At 48.2% G+C, this 23446-nt stretch carries 22 protein-coding genes and 2 tRNA genes; 7 read left to right on the top strand and 17 right to left on the bottom strand.

What is annotated here, in order from left to right:
• Window positions 1–14 precede the first annotated feature (14 nt).
• Both DUT67_RS06120 and DUT67_RS06115 read left to right on the top strand, forming a co-directional pair.
• Window positions 15–2231: a type I secretion system permease/ATPase gene (locus tag DUT67_RS06120; RefSeq protein ID WP_048261540.1), complete on the top strand. Its 2217-nt coding sequence runs from the start codon at window positions 15–17 to the stop codon at window positions 2229–2231.
• A complete protein-coding gene (locus tag DUT67_RS06115; protein ID WP_048261541.1) occupies window positions 2218–3579 on the top strand; it encodes an HlyD family type I secretion periplasmic adaptor subunit in 1362 nt (453 codons plus the stop codon). Before DUT67_RS06120 ends, DUT67_RS06115 begins: the two co-directional genes overlap by 14 nt.
• Before the next feature lie 180 nt (window positions 3580–3759).
• Here DUT67_RS06115 and DUT67_RS06110 read toward each other — a convergent pair whose 3' ends face one another.
• Together DUT67_RS06110 and pdeH are read right to left on the bottom strand one after the other, a co-directional pair.
• Window positions 3760–5274 carry a bifunctional diguanylate cyclase/phosphodiesterase gene (locus tag DUT67_RS06110; protein ID WP_048261543.1) on the bottom strand — a complete coding sequence of 505 codons (1515 nt, stop codon included), beginning with the start codon at window positions 5272–5274 and terminating at the stop codon, window positions 3760–3762.
• Between the two features lie 787 nt (window positions 5275–6061).
• Window positions 6062–6853 (bottom strand): cyclic-guanylate-specific phosphodiesterase, encoded by a 792-nt coding sequence (gene pdeH, locus DUT67_RS06105; RefSeq protein WP_145962407.1) that lies wholly within the window; start codon window positions 6851–6853, stop codon window positions 6062–6064.
• 471 nt (window positions 6854–7324) lie between these two features.
• On the opposite strand from pdeH, the gene DUT67_RS06100 reads away from it, so the two are divergent.
• Window positions 7325–7585 carry a YfhL family 4Fe-4S dicluster ferredoxin gene (locus DUT67_RS06100; RefSeq protein WP_113631583.1) on the top strand — a complete coding sequence of 87 codons (261 nt, stop codon included), beginning with the start codon at window positions 7325–7327 and terminating at the stop codon, window positions 7583–7585.
• An 18-nt stretch (window positions 7586–7603) separates the two neighbouring features.
• Here the strand turns inward: DUT67_RS06100 and acpS are convergent, their stop codons facing one another.
• From acpS to lepA, 7 genes are all read right to left on the bottom strand, one after another.
• Window positions 7604–7984, bottom strand: coding sequence for a holo-ACP synthase (gene acpS, locus DUT67_RS06095; RefSeq protein WP_113631582.1), 381 nt, complete (start codon window positions 7982–7984; stop codon window positions 7604–7606).
• A complete protein-coding gene (pdxJ, locus tag DUT67_RS06090; protein WP_113631581.1) occupies window positions 7984–8715 on the bottom strand; it encodes a pyridoxine 5'-phosphate synthase in 732 nt (243 codons plus the stop codon). The genes acpS and pdxJ overlap by 1 nt, the downstream gene beginning before the upstream one ends.
• Before the next feature lie 80 nt (window positions 8716–8795).
• Window positions 8796–9533: a DNA repair protein RecO gene (gene recO, locus DUT67_RS06085; protein ID WP_048261552.1), complete on the bottom strand. Its 738-nt coding sequence runs from the start codon at window positions 9531–9533 to the stop codon at window positions 8796–8798.
• 11 nt (window positions 9534–9544) lie between these two features.
• Complete coding sequence (gene era / locus DUT67_RS06080; RefSeq protein ID WP_048261553.1) at window positions 9545–10450, bottom strand: GTPase Era; 906 nt, start codon at window positions 10448–10450, stop codon at window positions 9545–9547.
• A complete protein-coding gene (gene rnc / locus DUT67_RS06075; protein WP_048261555.1) occupies window positions 10447–11127 on the bottom strand; it encodes a ribonuclease III in 681 nt (226 codons plus the stop codon). The genes era and rnc overlap by 4 nt, the downstream gene beginning before the upstream one ends.
• Window positions 11128–11419: 292 nt before the next feature.
• Window positions 11420–12385 (bottom strand): signal peptidase I, encoded by a 966-nt coding sequence (gene lepB, locus DUT67_RS06070; protein ID WP_048261557.1) that lies wholly within the window; start codon window positions 12383–12385, stop codon window positions 11420–11422.
• A 16-nt stretch (window positions 12386–12401) separates the two neighbouring features.
• Window positions 12402–14201 (bottom strand): translation elongation factor 4, encoded by a 1800-nt coding sequence (lepA, locus tag DUT67_RS06065; protein WP_048261559.1) that lies wholly within the window; start codon window positions 14199–14201, stop codon window positions 12402–12404.
• Here lepA and DUT67_RS06060 point away from each other — a divergent pair.
• Window positions 14193–14405, top strand: coding sequence for a hypothetical protein (locus tag DUT67_RS06060; RefSeq protein ID WP_113631580.1), 213 nt, complete (start codon window positions 14193–14195; stop codon window positions 14403–14405). The genes lepA and DUT67_RS06060 overlap by 9 nt on opposite strands.
• A 92-nt stretch (window positions 14406–14497) precedes the next feature.
• On the opposite strand, the gene rseC is transcribed toward DUT67_RS06060, so the two are convergent.
• From rseC to rpoE, 4 genes are read right to left on the bottom strand one after another with little or no spacing between them, the layout of a single operon-like run.
• Window positions 14498–14950, bottom strand: coding sequence for a SoxR-reducing system protein RseC (gene rseC / locus DUT67_RS06055; RefSeq protein WP_048261561.1), 453 nt, complete (start codon window positions 14948–14950; stop codon window positions 14498–14500).
• Window positions 14947–15909: a sigma-E factor regulatory protein RseB gene (gene rseB / locus DUT67_RS06050; RefSeq protein ID WP_113631579.1), complete on the bottom strand. Its 963-nt coding sequence runs from the start codon at window positions 15907–15909 to the stop codon at window positions 14947–14949. The genes rseC and rseB overlap by 4 nt, the downstream gene beginning before the upstream one ends.
• Window positions 15909–16556, bottom strand: a complete 648-nt coding sequence (rseA, locus tag DUT67_RS06045) for an anti-sigma-E factor RseA (protein WP_113631578.1) — start codon at window positions 16554–16556, stop codon at window positions 15909–15911. Before rseA ends, rseB begins: the two co-directional genes overlap by 1 nt.
• A gap of 59 nt (window positions 16557–16615) precedes the next feature.
• Window positions 16616–17191: an RNA polymerase sigma factor RpoE gene (rpoE, locus tag DUT67_RS06040; RefSeq protein ID WP_005973561.1), complete on the bottom strand. Its 576-nt coding sequence runs from the start codon at window positions 17189–17191 to the stop codon at window positions 16616–16618.
• A 391-nt stretch (window positions 17192–17582) separates the two neighbouring features.
• Between rpoE and nadB the strand changes: the two genes are divergently transcribed.
• The gene (gene nadB, locus DUT67_RS06035; RefSeq protein ID WP_113631577.1) at window positions 17583–19184 is read left to right on the top strand and encodes an L-aspartate oxidase; all 1602 of its coding nucleotides are present in this window, start codon (window positions 17583–17585) and stop codon (window positions 19182–19184) included.
• Window positions 19185–19254: 70 nt separating this feature from the next.
• Here nadB and DUT67_RS06030 read toward each other — a convergent pair whose 3' ends face one another.
• A complete protein-coding gene (locus DUT67_RS06030; protein WP_113631576.1) occupies window positions 19255–20001 on the bottom strand; it encodes a tRNA1(Val) (adenine(37)-N6)-methyltransferase in 747 nt (248 codons plus the stop codon).
• A 134-nt stretch (window positions 20002–20135) separates the two neighbouring features.
• On the opposite strand from DUT67_RS06030, the gene srmB reads away from it, so the two are divergent.
• On the top strand, window positions 20136–21461 hold the full coding sequence (srmB, locus tag DUT67_RS06025) for an ATP-dependent RNA helicase SrmB (RefSeq protein WP_048261569.1): 1326 nt from the start codon (window positions 20136–20138) through the stop codon (window positions 21459–21461).
• Window positions 21462–21533: 72 nt separating this feature from the next.
• Here srmB and grcA read toward each other — a convergent pair whose 3' ends face one another.
• Window positions 21534–21917: an autonomous glycyl radical cofactor GrcA gene (grcA, locus tag DUT67_RS06020; protein ID WP_005973551.1), complete on the bottom strand. Its 384-nt coding sequence runs from the start codon at window positions 21915–21917 to the stop codon at window positions 21534–21536.
• Between the two features lie 392 nt (window positions 21918–22309).
• Here grcA and ung point away from each other — a divergent pair, with 392 nt between their 5' ends.
• Window positions 22310–22996, top strand: a complete 687-nt coding sequence (gene ung / locus DUT67_RS06015) for a uracil-DNA glycosylase (protein WP_048261571.1) — start codon at window positions 22310–22312, stop codon at window positions 22994–22996.
• 179 nt (window positions 22997–23175) lie between these two features.
• Here ung and DUT67_RS06010 read toward each other — a convergent pair.
• A tRNA-Ala gene (locus tag DUT67_RS06010) sits at window positions 23176–23251 on the bottom strand.
• 47 nt (window positions 23252–23298) lie between these two features.
• Window positions 23299–23374, bottom strand: a tRNA-Ala gene (locus DUT67_RS06005).
• Window positions 23375–23446 lie beyond the last annotated feature (72 nt).

Raw genomic sequence — 23446 nt, 5'->3', positions numbered from 1 at the left:
GAACGTTCAGTTAAATGAAGTTGCATTCAGTAGAAGAGACGAAGGGTTCTGATGAATCGGTCACCCATGAGCCTATCGTTCATGAACCCATCGTCCATGAAAATAGTGACCCTCGCAGCCGTCACGACGATCCCTTATTGGATAGTTTGCTGATCCTTTGTACCTTGCAGGGGAAATCCGTCAGCCGTACAACACTCACCGCTGGGTTACCATTAGCCAACCAGCGGTTGTCTGTAAAATTGCTTCCAAGAGCCGCTGCGCGTGCGGGGTTGCAAGGGCGGGTTCTCAAGCGTTCTCTGAATAAAATTTCTGAGATGTCGCTCCCCGCTATGCTGCTGTTACGGGAAGGACGAGCGGCGATTCTGTTAGGCTGGAATGCAGACGGCAGTGCACGCCTGATGCCCAGTGAAACAGAAGGCGGAGAAATTTCCGTTGAGCACAATACGCTGCAACAGAATTACCTTGGTTTGGTGATGTTTGCCCAGCCTCGTCATCAGTTCGATCTGCAGAATCCGTCTCTGATTCCTCGCACCAAATCCTGGTTCAAGGATACGCTTAAGCTTTCACGTTCACTTTATCTTGATGCCATCCTCGCTAGCTTGCTGGTCAACATTATCGCGCTTGCCACACCGCTATTCGTGATGAATGTCTATGACAGAGTTGTCCCGAATCAGGCAACGGCGACATTGTGGGTGCTGGCTATCGGCGTTACTGGCGCTTTCGTTTTCGATTTAATACTCAAAACGCTGCGCGGCATTTGCCTCGATATGGCGGGCAAAAAAACCGATCTGATTATTTCTGCCACGTTATTTGAACGTATCACGGGTATGTCGATGAAAGCTCGGCCAGCACGGGTCGGTAGCTTTGCGCAGAATATTCATGAATTTCAGTCGCTAAGAGATTTCCTTTCTTCACTAACGCTGACGACGCTGATCGATTTTCCCTTTACCCTGCTTCTGCTGTTGGTTATCGGCATTATCGGCGGCCCGCTCGTCTGGGTTTCCATACTGGCCTACCCTATTGCCCTGCTGGCAAGCTGGGCGATGCAAAAACCGCTGTCCGCGACGATCGAGAAAACGATGCACCTTGCCAGCGAACGGCAGGCTACGTTGATCGAAACTTTGAGCTGTCTGGATGCCATCAAGGTCAACAATGCGGAAAGTGAACGACAGCACCAGTGGGAACAGACGATTGGCAGTCTAGGCAAGCTGGAAATGCGGGCAAAAGCGTTATCATCACTGGCGGTAAACCTGACACAGTGGTTCCAGCAATTTGCTGGCGTTGCCATGATTGTCGTCGGCGTCTATATGCTGATTAACGGTAAACTCAGTATGGGTGGACTTATTGCCTGCTACATGCTGAACGGCAGAGCGTTGATGCCTTTAGGTCAGCTGTCTGGCTTGGTCAGCCGTTACCAGCAAGCGCGCTTAACCATGCAAACCACCGAACAGATGATGCAGTTGCCGCAAGAGCGCAGCGATAACGAGCGCCCACTGAAGCGCGAAAGCATCCGAGGCGGTATCGAATTTCGCGATGTGACGTTCAATTATCCAGAACAAAAAACCAGTTCACTTCAAAGCATCAGCCTGACTATCGCTCCCGGTGAGAAAGTGGGCGTCATTGGCCGCAGCGGCTCGGGTAAAAGTTCGCTACAAAAATTGATCGTGAACCTCTATCAGCCCAATGCGGGCAATATTCTGATCGACGGCGTCGATGCTCGTCAGTTAGATGTCAGCGATTTGCGCCACAATATCGGCTATGTTCCTCAGGATATTCAGCTATTCAGCGGATCGCTACGCAACAACCTCATTAGCGGCGCACGCTATGTCGAAGACGAAGCCATGTTGCGAGCCGCAGAAATTTCTGGGGTGAACGAGTTTGCACGTCTACACCCCGATGGTTACAACCTTCAGGTTGGCGAACGCGGCCAACAACTCTCCGGCGGGCAGCGTCAGGCTGTCGCAATAGCCAGGGCGTTATTGCTCGACCCACCCATTCTGGTGCTCGATGAACCCACCAGTTCGATGGATAACACCAGCGAAGATCGACTAAAGCAGGCTCTGGCTCCCGTGATTGCGGAAAAAACGCTCTTGCTGGTCACGCATCGGGTTTCCATGCTGGCGCTAGTCGATCGCTTAGTGATTGTCGATAGAGGTAAAATTATTGCTGATGGGCCGAAAGCGATCGTGATGGATGCGTTGAAGAAGGGGCAGATCAATGCGTCTCGGTAAATATATCAAACGAATCAAACGATATTTTGTCGGCGGAGACGAAGAAAGCCTGCAAACAATGCCAGAGGTGAGCCGAGCAATGGCTGAGGATTCGCCACGCTCTATTCGCTTCACGCTGTGGGCTATCGGTGCTTTTTTCCTGTTTTTTATCCTGTGGGCAGGGCTCGCGAATATTGATGAAGTCACTCGGGGTGACGGGAAAGCGATCCCTTCCTCTCGGCTGCAAAAAATCCAAAACCTGGAAGGTGGCATTATCACGGAAATGTTCATCCGTGAGGGTCAGGTCGTCAATGCTGGCGACCCTTTGCTGCGCCTTGATGATACGCGTTTCGCTTCTAACGTCGGTGAAACCGAAGCCGATCGGCTTGCGCTGCTGTCGCGAATTGAGCGCCTGAGTGCCGAAATCAGCGGCCAGGAGCTCGTGCTTTCCGAAGAAATTACGACGCAAGCACCGAAAGTCGCGGCAGGAGAAAAAGAGCTTTATAACAGCCGCCGCCAGCAGCTTCATAATGAGATATCCGGCCTGGAAGAGCAGTTGATTCAGCGCCGTCAGGAACTACGGGATTTCTCTGCCAAAGAGATTCAGTTCCGCAATAGTCTGGGTCTGCTTCAGCAAGAAATTAAAATGTCAGAGCCGCTGATCGCAGAAGGCGCTATTTCTAAAGTAGAAGTTTTGCGTCTGCGCCGTGCTGAAGTTGAAACACGTGGTCAGCTTGATTCCATCAAACTCTCCATACCGCGGGCGGAGTCTGCGATTAAAGAGGGTGAGAATAAAATAGAGGAAACGCGCAGCCGCTATAAAAGCGAGGCGTTATCTCAACTTAGCGAAGCACAAACCAACCTGAACAAAATTGAAGCCACAGGTAAAGCACTTGAAGATCGGGTAAACCGAACGCTGGTTGTATCCCCTGTTCGCGGTATCGTGCAGCAGGTTCTGGTGAATACCATCGGTGGCGTGATTCAACCGGGTAGCGATCTGGTGGAAATTGTCCCGCTGGATGACAAACTGCTAGTGGAGGCTAAAATTCGTCCTCAGGATATTGCCTTCTTGCATCCAGGTCAGGATGCCATAATAAAATTGACAGCCTATGACTACACTATCTACGGTGGCTTAAAAGGTCAGTTGGAACAAATTAGCCCAGACACGGTAACGGATAAAGAAGGGAACAGCTTTTATATTATTCGGCTCCGGACTGATAAGAATTATTTAGGTTCAGCCGATAAACCCCTTCTTATCATTCCTGGCATGGTGGCTTCTGTTGATATAATAACGGGAAAGAAAACGATCCTCAGTTATTTGTTAAAGCCGATTATTCGGGCAAAAGCAGAAGCACTACGAGAAAGATAAATAAAAAGGTGCTCAGTTGAGCGCCTTTTTTCTATTCTATACTCCAAATAATTCGAGTCTCAGGACAAAACGTTAGCGTTTTGAACAACGCAAAGCGTTGGCCCTTTATGGCGTGGCTCATTTATGGGCATCGTAACGCGGCCAACGTACATGCAGCTTGAAGTATGACGAGTATATTTATCAGTGATCGTTCATGCTGTGATAAATCTGAGTTTGACTCCGCCCCATGGCTTTAGCCTGATACATGGCAGAATCAGCATTAATTGCCAGCGTCAGAGAATCAGAGCCATGCTCTGGGTACAGAGCAATGCCGATACTGCATGAGATATCAAGCGCTTTACCATTGATCTCAAAAGGTTTATTCAACGCGTTATGAATTTTATCTGCGACATAAAGTGTATTATCAATTTCTTTAATGCCTTGAAGCAGAATAATAAATTCATCACCGCTACGGCGATATACCGTATCCGAATCCCGAACTGCACCACGCATACGCGCAGCGGCTTCTTTTAATAGTAAATCGCCGACGGCATGTCCGAACGAATCGTTTATCTGTTTAAATTTATCGAGATCCAAGAACATCAGCGCGATTTTCCTGCCTGTTTGTTTAGATAACAAAATCGCTTGTTCCATTTGTTCGGCGAACGTCAGGCCGTTAGCCAATGACGTTAATGAGTCATAGTGCGCCAACTGCCGATAGTGTTCCTCGCTGCGTCGCAGCATATCGATAGCATGATAGCGCTCTATGGCGATCGCAATCAGCTGTGCCGATTTCTCTATAGAGAAAATCTCGTCTTCGGTCGGCACGTACACTTTGCGGTGGTAAACACTTAAAACACCTAAAATTTCTTTATTTTGACCGATGATAGGTTCAGACCAACAGGAACGCAGCCCAGCATATAATGCGAGCCCTTTGTACAACGACCAGTGTGGATGAACAGAGATATCGTCAGCGATTACGCGTTTACCGGTATAAGCCGCGGTCCCAAAAGACGCGACACCGTCGGCAATTTTCACGTTGTGAATGGCATTTTTATAAAAACCCGGCAAGCTCGGCGCAGATCCCAGCGTCAGACATTTTTTGTCTTTATCGACCAGCAGTACGGAACAGACAATACGGCCAGGATTTTTTTCCTCAACGCTGAAAATGATTGCATCCAGAATATCCTTCAGCGGCGCGCCGCTTGATAACAACTCCAGTGCACGATTGTATGAATTATCATGATGTTCCTGTGATTTCCGTTCCGTAATATCTAACTTAATACCGACATACTGAGTCGCGTTACTCGCCTTATTATATATTTTAACGATATTGGCCTTTTCCCAATACAACTGCCCATCTTTACGTCGGTTAACGAACTCACCACTCCATACATTACCTTTATTTATGGTCGCCCACAGATCTTCATAGACGCTGGCGTTAGTCATACCGGAGTTTAATATATTCGTTTTTTTGCCAATAACCTCATCCGGCATATAGCCAGACATGGTAATAAACTGACGATTTACATAAATAATTTCACAATTTTCATCTGCGATCATAATTGAGGCAGGACTATATTCCATTGCAAAGAAAGTCATGTTGAGAAAATCTTGTTTTTTCTGCTCAGTTTTAAACTTTTGTTTAATTTTTCTATTTTTGACAGAAGAAAACAATAACAACAACAAAAGTAGGGTTATTATAATTTCATACACAATAACACTCTCCTCAGGCCCGAGCGGTCCTGATCGTACAAATCACAACGCTGATGACGAAAAATCCCGGCAACAAACCCCCACCCCGTAGATTTTCAGGGTTGGTGCATTTCCGGAGAGCAGAAAGGATGAAAGAAAAAATGCTCCATGAAGCAGGAGTATTTAGAAACATAGCAACGTCAGCATAAAGCCCTCGCATATCACTGTGCGCAAATAAAAACAGCAAATTCAAAAGAGTATCTTAATTTAATAGTAGTAATTGTTCGGGTTATAAGCTTCTCTAATGGAATAAAAGAATATTCCTAAAGGTACATGGCGATATATTCTGAACGTCAATTTTTTGTAAGCAAATCAATTATACCAATAAGTATCATTGTTTTAATCAACAAAATCTATCACAAAATGATTTTTGATCGTTAACAGTAAACATTATATTTTTTTACCATTAAAAATCAAATAATTAAAAGAAAAAAATAAAATCATTAACGCAAACCTCTGATTATATATGTCATAATTTGATGCAAAATCTACCACCTCTCTTCCCTTCTCTTTTTTGAAATTAAACACTGCCATAACAAATAAAACAAGAATCAAACAACAAAAATAAAACAAAAAACAGCATTTTCCCTTATCACCTAGAGGATAAAGCGAGATACATTAAGTGGCTATTTTTTATACGGCAATGAAACATTAGGGAATATAATGAATTGATGCGAAGGAGGGAAAGCGAGGAACAGACAGCAGGACTTTAATAAGTAAATTAATAGCCTAAACAACAGGTTATCACCTATAAGTCAAGTTTCAATGCTTCAAAATTCTCAAATGGCTGGGGACGCGAGAGGTAGTAACCTTGGGCAGCATAAGCATGTGATGCCTGCACAATCGCCCACTCCTCCTGCGTTTCAATGCCCTCAATTACCACATAATTGCAAAAGCGCGATAGTAAAGCGATCAGAGCAGGAAAAACGGTCCGCCCTTCGCCACTTTGTTGCAGGAGAATAAAAAGCTCACGCGCCACTTTGATGCAGTCATACTGAGCCAGCATAAGTGATGAAAAATTCGCCATACCGCAGCCGAAATCATCCAGCCACAAGGTTTGCGCTTCAGGAAGCTTGGTCAGTACTTCTTTCGGCAGCCCTCCCTGATTTTCAACCATTTCAAAACGAATCCAGGGCATTGCTGCGATCAGGCGCTTGGCTTCTAAATTATTTTGCAACGCCAATAAAGTCATACCATCAATGTTGACGGAGGCAAAAAGATCGTCGCGAATAAATCGAAAATTCCACTGAGATAAAAGTTGCAGTTGTTCTACAATAATTAGAAGGCGGGTTTCAACATCAATATTAGCGAAGTATTTTTCAGGAGAGATGAACTTTTGCGGCAGGGTAGGAGAAAAAACGGAAGTCAGTAACTCAATAGCCATTAATTTACCTGATGTTCGGTAAATGGGCTGAAAAGTATACCGCCGTTGGCATTGGTGCCAGTAATCAGCGCCTAATGCTTCTGCGCTTCCTTGTTGGAAAAATCCTGCCCCAACCAGATTAAGATGACCTTCCTGCTGCACTATGAGTTCCGCCATTAAACTGACACTATTAGTTATAAAATTATATCATATGGACATGCACCGTCATCGACTCTCCAGATGCAAACGTCATCGGTAATACCGATTAAATCGATGTCCATCGATATTACAAAAATAAGTGGTTCAATATCACAACTAAATTTATTTAAATTGTAAATCAATAAATTAAAACCCAAGACACACAGTCGCACTGGCTGATTCGTACATTTTAAAGCATACGTATAAAACCAATTTAACGAACAGATGGTAATTTTACCCTGTAACCTCACTATTTATGCAGACAATAGGTTGCATGCTGAAGGCCTCCGAAAACGCAAAAAAACCACAGTAAGCCGGCTCGGAAGGAAGATGTGTCGAAGACAACGGGGGGCAGTCTGGCTGTATATCATCGATCAATGACAGTTACGCGTGTCTAAATGGGCCCTAGCGGGTATAATCTGCGCCCTGTTTGTAAGGTAGAAGAACATCATGGCGTTACTCATCACCCATAAATGCATCAACTGTGACATGTGCGAGCCTGAGTGTCCTAACCAGGCCATTTCCATGGGCATGGACATTTATGAAATCGATACCACTCTCTGCACTGAGTGCGTTGGCCACTACGATACGCCTACATGCCAGAAAGTTTGTCCCATCGACAATACGATCGTCAAAGATCCAAACCATGTTGAAGGTAATGAGCAGTTGTGGGAGAAATACGTACTCATGCATCACGCCGACAGCATTTGAGAGTCTGTTTACGAACGGTCAGCTTTCGATAATCACCGTCGCACAGGCATAGCGTCTTTCATCAGCCAGTGTCACATGTACATGTCTGACACCCATCTGTTCAGCCAGCTCTGCCGCTTTAGCAAAAAACCGCAGACAGGGTTTGCCCAGTTCGTCATTAAAGACCTCAAACTGGTTGAACGCGAGGCCATTACGAATTCCCGTACCAAACGCTTTTGCTGCCGCTTCTTTCACAGCAAAACGCTTGGCGAGGAAACGAACAGGCTGCTGATGCTGTTGATAATGCTCCCATTCAGCATCCGTCAGAATACGGCGAGCCAATCGCTCGCCTGAACGTTCAATCACCACTTCAATACGGGCGATTTCGACAATATCCGTTCCCAGCCCGAGAATCGCCATCAGCGGCGTGCTTCCCGCATCAGAATTTTCATTTCGCCAACTGCATCCTTCAGCCCGCTCATCACTGCACGCCCGATAATTGCATGCCCGATATTTAATTCGTGCATTTCCGGCAACGCTGCAATCGGAAGAACGTTATGGTACGTCAAACCGTGACCAGCATTCACCTTGAGCCCTTTCGCCGCCGCGTAAGTCGCCGCATCACGAATGCGCTCGAACTCATGCTGACGAGTTTCATCATCTGGCGCATCGGCATACGCCCCAGTATGGATTTCGATATAGGGTGCCCCACTGGCAACGGCAGCATCAATTTGCCGTTTATCCGCATCAATAAAGAGCGAAACCAATATATTAGCCTGGCTAAGTCTGGCTACTGCGTTACCAATTTTGTCCTGCTGCCCTGCCACATCTAACCCGCCTTCTGTTGTTACTTCCTGGCGTTTTTCGGGTACCAGACAGCAAAAATGCGGCTTCACCTCACAGGCGATGTTCAGCATTTCTTCCGTGACGGCCATTTCCAGATTCATACGGGTTTGGAGCGTCTCTCTCAGGATCCTCACATCACGATCCGTAATATGGCGACGATCTTCACGCAAGTGCACCGTGATACCATCCGCCCCCGCCTGCTCAGCGACAAAAGCCGCCTGAACGGGATCGGGATACGCCGTTCCGCGTGCATTACGCAGTGTCGCAATGTGATCGATATTAACGCCAAGTAACAGTTCAGCCATGATAAATCCTCGGTAAAGTCATGCACGGTACGTGGCAGTTTACACCGATGTCACGGCGTCAGGGTACTGACGAAAGGGGATTATTTATCAGAAGAAGTAGGTTTGGACAAATTAGCCGCAGGAACGAACTGCCTGAATAGTTCACGACTTTTCAGCGGTTTCCCCCCCAGATACGGTTTTAACGCAATGCGGGTGAAACGCTTTGCAGCCTTCAGTGTGCCAACATCAGGAAATTCACGTGATGCCAGTGAATGTAACTCATGCCCAGTAAAACTCTTATTATCAACAACCAGACTGGCGATGAACCCTCTTTCCTCTCGATACTGATAGGTCATGGTATCCGCCACGGGTTCGCCGCTACCAGCACAATGCAGGAAATCGACGCCATATCCCAGGTAGCCCAATAACGCCAATTCAAAGCGTCTTAATGCCGGTTCTGGAGAAGCATCTTGTGCAGCAAGGTGTTGTAAACAGTGGAGATAATCGAAGAAAAGAGCGGAATAATTAGTTTCGTGTTCCAGCACGCGGGACAGCAGCTCGTTAACATATAAACCGCTATACAGCATCGAGCCAGTCAGTGGCAGCGCCAGTGAGACGGGCTCCGCACTGCGTAATGTTTTCACTTCACCCCGCCCGCTCCAGCGCACCAGCAGCGGAGTAAAAGGCTGTAAACAGCCTTTTAGGCTAGAGCGTCGAGCTCGCGCACCTTTGGCAAGCACGCGAACACGACCATCGCTTTCGCTAAACAGATCCAGCAATAAACTGGTTTCACTATAAGGTCGCCCATGTAAGACAAATGCGCGCTGCCAGCCTTCCATCGACGTAAACCTTACAAGTCTTCGCTATAACCCAGGCTGCGCAGGGCACGTTCGTCATCTGCCCAGCCGGATTTCACTTTAACCCACAGTTCAAGGTGAACTTTGGCTTCGAACATCTCTTCCATATCATGACGAGACTCGATACCAATGGTTTTAATTTTGGCACCTTTGTTACCAATGACCATCTTCTTCTGGCCTTCACGTTCAACCAGAATCAGGCCATTGATGTCATAACCGCCGCGTTCGTTAGTCACGAAACGTTCGATTTCGACCGTTACGGAATACGGCAATTCTTCACCCAGAAAACGCATCAGCTTTTCACGGATAATTTCCGATGCCATAAAACGCTGAGAACGATCGGTGATGTAATCTTCCGGGAAGTGATGAGTTGCCTGCGGTAAGTGTTTACGCACAATGCTCGCAATCGTATCAACATTTGTGCCTTTCTCCGCAGAGATAGGCACGACATCAAGGAAGTCCATCTGTTGGCTGAGGAACTGGATATGCGGCAGTAACTTGGTTTTATCCGTGACGTTATCGACTTTATTGATCGCCAACAGCACAGGAAGTTTCTGGTCACGCAGTTTATTCAACACCATGTCATCGTCGTCGTTCCAGTGCGTACCTTCAACAACGAAAATGATCAGCTCAACGTCACCAATCGAGCTGCTAGCCGCACGGTTCATCAGGCGGTTAATCGCTCGTTTTTCCTCAATATGCAGCCCCGGCGTATCCACATAGATAGCCTGATAAGGCCCTTCAGTGTGAATACCCATAATGCGGTGCCGCGTCGTCTGGGGCTTACGTGACGTAATGGAGATCTTCTGCCCCAGTAATTGATTCAATAACGTCGATTTTCCGACATTAGGTCGACCAACAATCGCGACAAAACCGCAGTGTGTTTGTATTTCGCTCATTCAAGCCCCAGTTTTTTCAACGCTTGTTCAGCCGCAGCCTGTTCGGCTTTACGACGACTCGATCCAGTACCAATGACCGACTCACTAAAGCCGCTCACCTCACAGTGGATAGTAAATTCCTGATCGTGTGCTTCCCCACGAACCTGCACAACCAGATAGGTTGGCAAAGGTAAGTGACGCCCTTGCAGAAATTCCTGCAACCGCGTTTTCGGATCTTTTTGCTTATCGCCAGGACTGATTTCATCCAGACGCGTTTGGTACCAATTCAGGATCAAACGCTCGATATTCAGGATGTCGCTGTCGAGGAAAATACCACCAATCAACGCTTCGACCGTATCAGCCAAGATCGATTCACGACGAAAACCACCGCTTTTTAATTCACCAGGACCGAGGCGCAAGCACTCTCCCAGTTCAAATTCACGCGCGATTTCCGCCAAAGTGTTTCCTCGCACCAGCGTTGCCCGCATCCGGCTCATATCCCCTTCATCAACCTTAGGGAAACGGTGATACAGCGCATTGGCGATCACAAAACTCAGGATGGAGTCACCCAGGAACTCGAGTCTTTCATTATGTTTGCTGCTGGCACTGCGATGTGTCAACGCCTGTAACAAAAGCTCGTACTGCTGAAAAGTATAGCCCAGCTTTCTTTGTAAACGATTTATCAGGATGGGATTCATGTGTTACCAATAGATCAACGATGCGTCAAAAACAGCAGCATACGGAACAGCCCTGCTTACCAATTCGGTCAAAACTGTTTCGTTTGCATTGGCTCCCATCAGGGAGCCTGCCTTTCTGCCCGTCATACTTCGCGTTGCATGTCCGTTAACGTGGTTCAAACGATAACGTTTTGTCCTGCAACTTCCATTATTTAGGGCACGTTCTTTCAAAAAGAACATTTCAGAAAATATTCTACAACGGACAGCATCAGAATGCTGCCTGTATCTTATTTTGAGTAATGCTTACTTTTGATTAATGAATACCACCGATGCGGCTCAAACGTACACCAGTAGGCCATTCACCTTCCTGCTTCTCAAAACTCATCCAGATAGCAGTGGCTTTACCGACCAAATTTCTCTCCGGTACAAAGCCCCAATAGCGACTATCCAGGCTGTTGTCGCGGTTATCACCCATCATGAAGTAGTGCCCTGCTGGGACGACCCATGTCGCAAGCTGCTGCTGCGATTGCTGATAATAACCACCGAGCTGATCCTGCTGGCCCGGCACTAATAAGATATTATGCGTCACATTACCTAATGACTCTTTGCGCGCGCCCATGCGGACACCATCCACGCTGTTGTCATTGGCTGGCACCTGATAGAAACCACCACGCGATTCCATACCAGGCTGGTTAAAAGTCTGAACAAAATCGCTAGGCTGTACATTACTGTATGTGACTGCCAGTGCGGTATCACACGCCTGCTGCCCTTGACAGGATGGACGAATCGTTACCTGCTTGGTCATCGGGTTATAGCTGACGCGATCGCCAGGAATACCAACCACACGCTTGATGAAATCTACCTTAGGATCGGACGGATATTTAAACACCACCACGTCGCCACGCTTCGGATGCCCCGTTTCGATCAGCGTTTTTTGCGTGAAGGGTTCTTTAATGCCATAGGCAAATTTTTCCACCAGAATAAAATCACCGATCAACAGCGTCGGCATCATCGAACCAGATGGAATTTGAAACGGCTCATAAATAAAAGAACGCACAACCAATACTAAAGCAACGACTGGGAATACGGACGCTATCGTCTCAATCCAGCCTGGCTGTTCAATGGCTTTCGATGAAACCGCGCCATCAGCCAGATTGGCACCGCTCATAGCGGCAAATTTTTTCCGGCGAGCAGGTTCCCAGACGAAACGTTCTAAACACCAGACAATCCCCGTGACCAGCGTCACCAATGCCAAAATTACGGCAAACATATTGGCCATGCATACTCCTCAGAATTTATTTACTGTCTTTGCCGACGTGCAGAATTGCCAGAAACGCTTCTTGCGGCAGCTCGACATTCCCGACCTGCTTCATACGCTTCTTACCATCTTTCTGTTTCTGCAACAGTTTCTTCTTACGGCTGACGTCGCCACCATAACACTTGGCCAGTACGTTTTTACGCAATTGCTTAACCGTCGCACGCGCAATAATGTGGTTACCAATCGCAGCCTGAATCGCAATATCAAACTGCTGACGCGGAATGAGTTCTTTCATCTTTTCGACGAACTCACGGCCACGATATTGTGAATTATCACGGTGAGTAATCAGGGCCAATGCGTCGACACGCTCGTTGTTGATTAATACATCAACACGCACCATGTCCGATGTCTGGAAACGTTTGAAGCCGTAATCCAGCGACGCATAACCACGAGAGGTTGATTTCAGACGATCGAAGAAATCGAGCACCACTTCAGCCATCGGAATTTCATACGTCAACGCAACCTGATTACCGTGATACACCATGTTCGTCTGCACGCCACGCTTCTCAATACAGAGCGTAATCACGTTGCCCAAATATTCCTGAGGCATCAGCATATGACACTCGGCAATCGGCTCACGCAGTTCCTGAATGTTATTCAGCGGCGGCAGTTTAGACGGGCTATCAACATAAATGGTTTCTTTAGCCGTCGTTTCTACTTCATATACGACCGTCGGTGCAGTGGTGATCAATTCCAGATCGTACTCACGCTCCAGACGTTCCTGAATGATCTCCATGTGCAGCAGACCCAGGAAGCCACAGCGGAAGCCAAAGCCCAGCGCAGTAGAGCTTTCCGGCTCATAGAACAGAGAGGCATCATTGAGGCTCAGCTTGCCTAACGCATCACGGAATGCTTCATAGTCGTCGGAACTGATCGGGAACAAACCGGCATAAACCTGAGGTTTGACTTTCTTAAAGCCCGGCAATGCTTTTTCAGCTGGCTGACGCGACAGCGTCAGGGTATCCCCGACTGGTGCCCCCAAAATATCTTTGATGGCACACACCAACCAACCTACTTCGCCGCAGTTCAATACATCGCGGTCGATCTGCTTCGGTGTAAAAATACCAAGACGGTCAGCGTTATACACCTGACCCGTACTCATCACCTTAATTTTGTCGCCTTTGCGCATCGTGCCGTTTTTGATACGTACCAGCGATACCACGCCAAGGTAATTATCAAACCAGGAGTCGATAATCAGCGCCTGCAACGGTGCATCAGCGCTGCCTTCCGGCGGCGGAATATCACGCACCAGACGGTCCAAAATATCCGGCACGCCAACTCCTGTTTTCGCGGAGCAACGCACGGCATCAGTGGCATCAATACCAACGATGTCTTCAATTTCTTGAGCAACACGATCTGGATCAGCAGCAGGCAGGTCGATCTTGTTCAGAACCGGCACCACTTCCAGATTCATATCTAACGCGGTATAGCAGTTAGCCAGCGTTTGGGCTTCAACACCCTGCCCAGCATCAACAACAAGCAGCGCGCCTTCACAAGCAGCGAGCGAGCGGGAAACTTCATAAGAGAAGTCAACGTGCCCAGGCGTATCAATGAAGTTTAACTGGTAGGTTTGGCCGTCCTGCGCTTTATAATCCAGCGTTACGCTTTGTGCTTTAATCGTTATTCCGCGTTCACGTTCCAGATCCATGGAATCCAGAACCTGCGCAGCCATTTCACGCTCGGTTAAACCGCCGCAGATCTGGATAATACGGTCAGATAACGTCGATTTACCGTGGTCGATATGGGCAATAATGGAGAAATTTCGTATATGCTTCATTATAAAAATTTTTCTACCTTGATATTCCTGAAATTCTTGCCGATGGGCATGCGCATAGGTGAAAAAATCAGCGATGTTATTCCACCTGAATCGCAGCATTCTACATGCGAGAAGCGTGAAAACCTAGTCATGTCCGGTGCATTCCCCTTGATTATGACGGTTTTATTTGGAATAGCAGAACAACGAGAGGAAAGCAGGAAGTAAAGTGTCATTACGTGGCAAACATCGTGTCGAAAGATAACAAAATACTGAACGCTGTCTCCGCATCGCACGCCGTTTATGCTCAGGCGCACAGGTCAATTTTGTAAGAGCGTGCCAGGCAACGCAATTTGCAGGATAACAGGCTCATAACGCTTATTCTTACCTAACCGTTTTGCCCATCGCTTCACGCCGATAAACGCGAATCCACCGCCCAACAACGCACCGATAACAGCAGCCAAGTCGGTACCGAATAGCGTTTGGAATACCGCAGCACCAAACAACAGTCCCACCAGCGGAACGAAGTAAACCAGAGCGGCAGAAAGTAGTAATCGCCCCTCGGAAATTCCCAGCTCTACTTTTTGCCCGACCTCTAAAGGTCGATCGTAAGGGACATACAGCGTATTTTCAGCGGAAAGCCCGAGCTGACTTAACAACCCCGTTCCACACGACGAGCGAGATTTACAGGTGCCACATCCCGCACTCGGTTCACACCGCAGTTCTGCGATGCCATCCTGCCATGATACAACCGTTGCCCACTCTTTGATCATGGCTGCACCTTCAACACGATACTGTCAGCCACGCGTTTAGCCGTAGAAGGCGGAATATCACCGACAACGGTAATCTCGCGATTTCCCCGCATGACGGTATGAATAGCACGTCGCCCCGTGAGCAGAGACTGTTCCTCGCTCACGTCAGAAGACGGGCTAATGTTAATCGAGAAACTGAACAAACCATCGCTGTACAGCCGTGTTTCAATCGGAACAGATGATCCAGGCAATACTTTCTTATTGTGCGAAAGTGCTTTCATCCCTGTAGGCAGCCATTCTGGTTCCCAGGTAAAATCACCTTTTTCTGCAGCAGGCGTCGGTAAAACAGGAGGTAGTTTGATCCCTTCCAGCGGACGCATCACGCTAACCACATCATCGTCAACAATCAGCGATGTCGTTAAGAATTGCTCCAACCGCTTGTCGCCATTGCGATCCTGTAAATCAATCCGCAGGGGAAGTTTCGATTCCGCATCGATCCAGACCATGTAGCTGTAGCGTGTACCATCGCGTGAAATAACCCGAACCCCTGACGCCAGACGATCGGCAATACGCACCCTTCCGTCGGCGGGAATAAAGTCATAATAAGGCGATAACTTCTGGAAATCAGCGAAAACCAGAGAAGGGAGAGAATCGACAATATGATCGCTGGCGAGCGTAAACGGCTCAAAACCCGGATCGAAATAGCTAACTTCATTGCCACGCTGCACGATTTCGCGTCGCGGCCCGTCCATAAACAGCAACTGCGCCAAGGAGCGATTGTTGACTATGGCATGGCGATACCGTACCGACTCAAATCCTTGCGGGGTGATGTTGATAAATGAAATTTCGTAATTCAGAGAACGAACGGCGCTATTCATCTGCTGCAGCAACGCACCCGGCTCAACATTCTGAGCCGGGGCGAACGTAGAATAAAACAGACTGCCAATCAGAAAACAGGCGGCGGACCAAACACGCTTCATTACCGAGACTGTGTTCCTAATGATTGAGTGCCGGGAACCTGAATTGCCGCTTGCTGATCGTCCTGCGGCAGAGCGTGTTCGGCATGCAGCCGACGCTGTAATTCGTAGTCCTGCAAAATGGCGTTAAGGCGGTTACGCTGCATATCAGATTTCTGTTGGCCGCTGTGAGGGGCAATATTTTCTGACGGAACGCCCAAGCTAACTGGGGAAGCCGTGCCCATAGCAGGCAAGGTACTGAACACACCGGATTCGACAACATGCTCGGGTGCATTACCCTGCTGGTAATTTTGTACGCCGACGATCACCGCTAAAGATACGCAGGCAGCGACACCGATTTGCGTCAGTTGGCTACCCCAAGGACGGATTTTGCGCCAGAAAGGCATCTTCGTCCACTCGACAGGTTGTGGCTGAGATTCAGGCTGCGCTTGGGGAACCAGACGAACAGGTTCCTTTTCAATTGCAGCAGCAACACGAGAAGCGATGTCCAGATGAATCACGTTTTCACTGACATCACCACGCAACGTATCACGAATTAGATGATAACTTTGCCAACTTTGCTGCAACGCGTCATCGCGTGACAGTGCGCCTAACAGTTCGGAATCTACTGCTTCGCCATCCATTAAAGCGGAAAGTTTCTCTTTCTGCATACCGACACCCTTACCTTGTCAAATCCATCATTAGTCATGCGGATAGCTGAAAACGCTCGCTAGCGCTGAATAAGCGGTTGTACTTTATTATCAATAGCTTCCCGCGCCCGGAAAATACGAGAACGAACAGTGCCGACGGGACAATCCATAATCACGGCAATCTCTTCGTAGCTTAAACCGTCCAACTCACGCAGCGTAATCGCTAAACGTAAATCCTCCGGCAAAGACTCGATAGTTCGGAAAACTATGCTTCGTAATTCCTCTGACAACATTAAATTCTCAGGGTTCGATATTTCTTTCAGTGCGCCCGCATTTTCATAGTTTTCCGCGTCATTGGCATCAATGTCGCTGGAAGGCGGGCGGCGCCCCTGAGCTACCAGATAATTCTTGGCCGTATTCACTGCAATACGATACAGCCACGTATAAAATGCACTATCGCCACGGAATGATTCCAACGCGCGATACGCTTTAATAAACGATTCCTGTACCACGTCCGGCACGTCCCCTTGTGGAACATACCGCGATACCAGACTCGCTACCTTATGCTGATAACGAACGACCAACAAGTTAAACGATTTTTGATCGCCTTTTTGGACTCGCTCGACCAGAACCTGATCTGCCAGTTGCTCGCTCATCCGAGGTAATCTCTACTCAAACCGTTCTCCACACATAAAATAATACTGCCAGCTATATAAGTCATATTTAGAGCAAGCTCCTCATTAGAACCAAGACATTCAATAAAGTTCCGGGTCATCATTTTTCTTTTACTTAGCGCCGTTACTCGTCTTTGCGATGCGTATCATGACGCATTCTCTTCATTACACATTGTCTTCAGCAAAAAATTGTCTTCATCTGAGGCTTCCGCTCTTGCGAGGATGATACGATAAATCCAAGGTATTCGCACGATTCACCATGCTCCACCACTCGCTTATTCTTTATAGTGTAAGGGGCTAAAAACCCATACTGCAATCAACCGTTGGGTGCTACCATCGGAATTCCTCTTCTTTTCGTATCCACGACACGACCATGCAAACGACCACTGAACACGTCTGTGATGTTTTAATCATTGGCAGCGGTGCTGCCGGGCTTTCACTGGCGCTGCGTCTGGCTTCACAGGCCAACGTGACGGTACTAAGCAAAGGCCCACTCAACGAAGGCGCGACGTTTTATGCTCAAGGCGGAATCGCAGCCGTTTTCGATGAAACCGACACGATTGATTCTCATATCGAAGATACTCTGATCGCTGGCGATGGCCTGTGTGAACGGGAAGCCGTTGAATTCATCGCCAGTAATGCCAAACACTGCGTGCAATGGCTGATTGAACAAGGCGTGCTATTCGATACCGAAACTAGCACCAGCGGTGAAGAACGCTATCATCTCACGCGCGAAGGTGGGCATAGTCACCGTCGGATTCTGCACGCAGCGGATGCAACCGGAAAAGAAGTGGAAAATACGTTGGCGCAGAAAGCGTTATCCCATCCGAATATTCGGATTATGGAACGCTGTAACGCCGTCGATTTAATTACCTCCAATAAGCTGGGCTTGCCTGGCACACGCCGCATTATTGGTGCTTATATATGGAATCGTGAACGGGAACGCGTAGAATCCTGCCGGGCGAAAACAGTAGTTTTAGCGACCGGCGGCGCATCCAAAGTTTATCAATACACCACGAATCCTGATATTTCCTCCGGCGACGGTATCGCCATGGCGTGGCGTGCGGGTTGTCGCGTAGCGAATCTGGAATTCAATCAATTTCACCCAACTTGCCTGTTCCATCCGCAGGCGCGAAATTTCTTGCTAACGGAAGCGTTACGCGGTGAAGGCGCATACCTCAAGCGCCCCGACGGCTCCCGCTTTATGCCCGATTTCGATGCCAGAGGCGAACTGGCTCCGCGTGATGTGGTCGCCCGAGCGATTGACCATGAGATGAAACGGCTTGGTGCAGACTGCATGTATCTGGACATCAGCCACAAACCCGAAGCGTTCATCAAACAGCATTTCCCTACCATCGATGAAAAATTACAGTCTCTCGGCATTGATCTGACACGAGAAGCGATACCGATCGTACCAGCAGCGCACTATACCTGCGGTGGCGTGATGGTCGACCAACATGGGCGTACCGATCTTGACGGCCTGTATGCGATTGGCGAAGTCAGCTATACCGGATTACACGGCGCAAACCGCATGGCATCTAATTCACTGCTGGAATGTCTGGTTTATGGCTGGTCAGCCGCTGAGGATATTTTGCAGCGCTTACCGCAAATCAAAGCGGTGAAAAAATTGCCGGATTGGGATGAAAGTCAGGTAGACAACTCCGACGAACAGGTGGTGATCCAGCATAACTGGCATGAGCTGCGTCTGTTTATGTGGGATTACGTTGGGATCGTGCGGACCACCAAGCGATTGGAGCGGGCACAACGTCGTATCCATCTGCTTCAGCAGGAGATCAATGAGTACTACTCTCACTTCCGTATTTCCAATAATTTGCTGGAGCTACGTAATCTGGTGCAGGTAGCCGAACTCATCGTTCGCTGTGCGTTGGAAAGGAAAGAAAGCCGCGGGCTGCATTATACGCTGGACTATCCAGAACAGTTCGAGGCACCGACACCAACGATTCTGGTGCCATAATGCATAAAAATCGTAGTTAACAAAAATCATAGTTCAGAAAAGGCAGACGCGGCTACAAGGCGTCTGCCACCTACATGAAAAGATAAAAATCTTTTGTGAGTTGCTGGAAATCCGTCGAATAACGTCTTTCTGCATCACGGATTGCCAATGAGGAATTCACACACTCACTTTCCTGACGAGACAGCGCCAGTAAAACGCGATGCGCCGGCCTTTCTTCCTGTTCAGATATGCAAAGCTGGTGCTGAACGTGCCACTGATGTTGCTGAGCCAGCGGAATAAAGTGCTCCGCAACCTGAACGGGCAGCACCACGCAAAAAAGCCCTTCGGGCGTCAGTAGTTGATGAGCACAACGCAATAGCACGTCATGGGTTAACAAAGTGGTGTAGCGCGCCTGTTCACGCTGGGCTGAACCACATGCGATTCCCGGCGAGAAATAAGGTGGATTACTTATAATCAACGAATAGTCAGCAGATCGCGTCGCGGCGAAACGCACGATATCCTCAGCATAAACCGTGATTCTTTCCGCCCATGGAGAAGCGGTAACGTTTTCTTTCGCCTGCTGACTGGCGGCACTATCCAACTCGACCGCATCAATCAGAATATGTGGCTCGGAACGTTGTGCCAGCATCAACGCGAGGAGGCCAGAACCACTGCCGATATCCAGAATCCGCGTAGCTGAGGACACTGGCACCCAGGCTCCTAGCAAAATACCATCGGTTCCAACCTTCATTGCACAGCGATCGTGCGCCACAAAGAATTGCTTGAAGGTAAATCCATCCCGACGCAATGTCAGTTTATTATCAGCCTGATGACTCATGAAAATAAGATTCCAAACGCAAACCGCAGTAGCATAGGCGAAACATCAATGCAGGAAAAGTGCCGATATCTGCTTAAACAGGTGAAGAAACCGGCCAATCCGTCTATAATCGGCGCCCCAAATAGAGGTAGACCATGACTGTAACCAATTTTTCCGAGCTCGATCTTGATGAAAGCCTGTTAGACGCCCTGCGTGATATGGGTTATGAACGTCCGACTGCGATTCAAGCCGAGGCAATCCCTCCGGCGATGGAAGGCCGTGACGTACTGGGCTCCGCGCCAACAGGAACAGGTAAAACCGCCGCCTATCTGCTGCCGGTTTTGCAGCATCTTATCGATTTCCCTCGTAAAAAATCAGGTCCACCTCGTATTCTGATCCTCACGCCAACCCGTGAACTCGCTATGCAGGTTGCCGATCAGGCGCGAGCATTCGCGGCACATACGCATCTGGATATCGCCACGATCACTGGCGGCGTAGCGTATATGAACCATGCGGAAGTGTTCAGTGAAAATCAGGATGTCGTCGTCGCGACGACTGGCCGTCTGATGCAATACATCAAAGAAGAAAACTTCGATTGCCGCGCGGTAGAAACGCTGATTCTGGACGAAGCGGACAGAATGCTGGATATGGGCTTTGCCCAAGATATTGAACACATCGCCGGAGAAACCCGCTGGCGTAAGCAAACGCTGCTGTTTTCTGCGACGCTGGAAGGGGACGCGATCAAGGATTTCGCCGAGCGTCTGCTCAACGAACCGGTTGAAATCGAGTCCGATCCATCACGTCGGGAACGTAAAAAAATTCTGCAATGGTATTACCGTGCCGACGATCTCAAACACAAAACGACTCTGCTCTGCCATCAGTTAAAACAGCCAGATGTTACGCGTTCTATCATCTTTGTACGCAAGCGTGAGCGGGTGCATGAGCTCGTATCCTGGCTGCATGAAGCTGGCATTAACTCATGCTATCTCGAAGGCGAAATGGTGCAGGCCAAGCGCAACGAGGCGATCAAACGCATGAGCGACGGTCGGGTTAACGTGCTGGTGGCAACAGATATCGCAGCGCGCGGCATCGATATTGACGATGTCAGCCACGTATTTAACTTCGACTTGCCGCGTACAGCAGATACTTACCTTCACCGTATCGGCCGCACCGGCCGCGCGGGTCGCAAAGGCTGTGCCATCTCTTTCGTTGAAGCGCACGATCACCTGCTGCTGGGAAAAATCAGCCGCTACCTGAATGAGCCGCTAAAAGCGCGCGTCATTGAGGAACTCCGCCCAGAGACCAAAGCGCCAAGCGCCAAAACGACGGGCAAACCATCGAAAAAAGTGCTCGCCAAGCGGAAAGAGAAAAAAGAGAAGGAAAAAGAAAAAGTTAAAGTGAAGGTTCGCGATCGCGACAGTAAAAATGTTGGTAAGCGTCGTCAACCAACAAAGAAAACTGACGAACCGTCTGCTGAATAAAACAGTCGATATTTTATATAGATGTAAAAAAGGGAGCTTCGGCTCCCTTTCTGTTAAAGCTTAAGTAACAACTTACAGGCTTGCGGTAAAAGTACGAGCGATAACGTCGCGCTGCTGTTCCGGCGTCAGTGAGTTGAAACGAACAGCATAGCCAGATACGCGGATGGTCAACTGAGGATAGTTTTCCGGATGCTTAACGGCATCTTCCAGCGTCTCACGGCGCAGAACGTTTACGTTCAGGTGTTGACCACCTTCCACACGCACTTCAGGTTTGATTTCCAGCGGGATTTCACGATACTCGATCTGACCCAGATCGCTAACCGGAACGATTTGATCTTCGCTATAACCAGATTTAGCACATACGCAACGCGCCTGTGATTTTTCTTCATCCAGCAACCAGAAGGAATTGATCAGAGCACTGTCGTTAGCCTTGGTGATTTGAATACCAGTAACCATAATTGCCTCCGTAAAACGGCGTGTTATTGTCTTAGTTAAAAACCGACATCGTTAAAAACTAGCTTAGTAAAAATCGCTATAGGCAAAAAACTGCCAGATTTCATAACGATCGTATAAAACTATGTTTCTCTGCTCTCTTATATACCAGCCTGACAACCAGATATCTTTGACTTAAATCAATTTTAAAACCCACCAACTTAGTGGCACGCTAGCAATATATTGTTTTATATCAATTTTACCAACACATCGAATTGCAAATATTTTTGTAAATTTTCAATTTTTTTTCAAGAAAAGTCCCTTTCATCCCGACAATTGCGGTTACGGTTTTACCTCGGCACGATAGATCGGTAAGCTACCTACAACACCATTTAACCTGTAAAAAAGAGTGCATGATGGCGACCTCTCTCACCTGGCATGACGTGCTGGCACAAGAAAAGCAGCAGCCTTACTTCATCAATACCCTTGAATTCATAGGGAAAGAACGGGCTGCTGGTAAGACGATTTATCCCCCGCAGAAGGATGTTTTTAACGCGTTCCGCTTTACCGAACTGCATCAGGTCAAAGTCGTCATTTTGGGGCAAGATCCTTATCACGGCCCAAATCAAGCTCACGGACTGTCATTTTCTGTACGTCCGGGCGTCCCCGCTCCGCCTTCTTTGGGTAATATTTATAAAGAACTGGCGAACGACATCCCTGGATTTGAAATTCCACGACACGGTTTTCTGCAAAGCTGGGCGGAGCAAGGCGTTTTACTGCTAAACACGGTATTAACGGTTGAAGCTGGGCAAGCGCACTCACATGCCAATCTGGGCTGGGAAACCTTTACTGACCGCGTCATTGCTGCATTAAATGAACAGCGGGAAGGCTTGATTTTTCTCTTGTGGGGTTCGCATGCACAGAAAAAAGGCAATATCATTGACCAACAGCGTCACCATATTCTGAAATCACCGCACCCATCCCCACTGTCTGCACACCGTGGATTTCTGGGCTGTAAGCATTTTTCGCAAGCCAATCAGCTTCTGGAACAGCAAGGATTATCGCCAATAGATTGGACGCCAAGGCTTCCGGAAGAGGTCTAAGCGGTAGCGGTTTGGTTGCTTTCAAAGAATGGGAGCAGCCGACTATCCTTTACAAAGAACTGCTTATAAAAGAATCGTTAACAAGAAGCTACTTACACGTGTATTAAGCAAATGAAAAACGCTGATTGAATACGGATAAATCGAGAAAAAAGAGATAAATAGGAAGTAACGCGATGATTTGGTGGAGCTAAGCGGGATCGAACCGCTGACCTCTTGCATGCCATGCAAGCGCTCTCCCAGCTGAGCTATAGCCCCACAACGAGTGGAATGTTCGTGATAACTAACCAAACAGAGGGAGTGTTTGGTGGAGCTAAGCGGGATCGAACCGCTGACCTCTTGCATGCCATGCAAGCGCTCTCCCAGCTGAGCTATAGCCCCGTATCTTACAGCATTACCGTAAAGGCAAGTACTGTGCGAACGCGTCGCATAATATGAAACCCAATTAGCAGT

Origin of the sequence: Pectobacterium peruviense (genome assembly GCF_003312355.2) — a bacterium.
Lineage (GTDB): Bacteria > Pseudomonadota > Gammaproteobacteria > Enterobacterales > Enterobacteriaceae > Pectobacterium > Pectobacterium peruviense.
The sequence above is the reverse complement of the archived record's forward strand: the minus strand, read 5'-3'. Positions and strand labels throughout refer to the sequence as shown.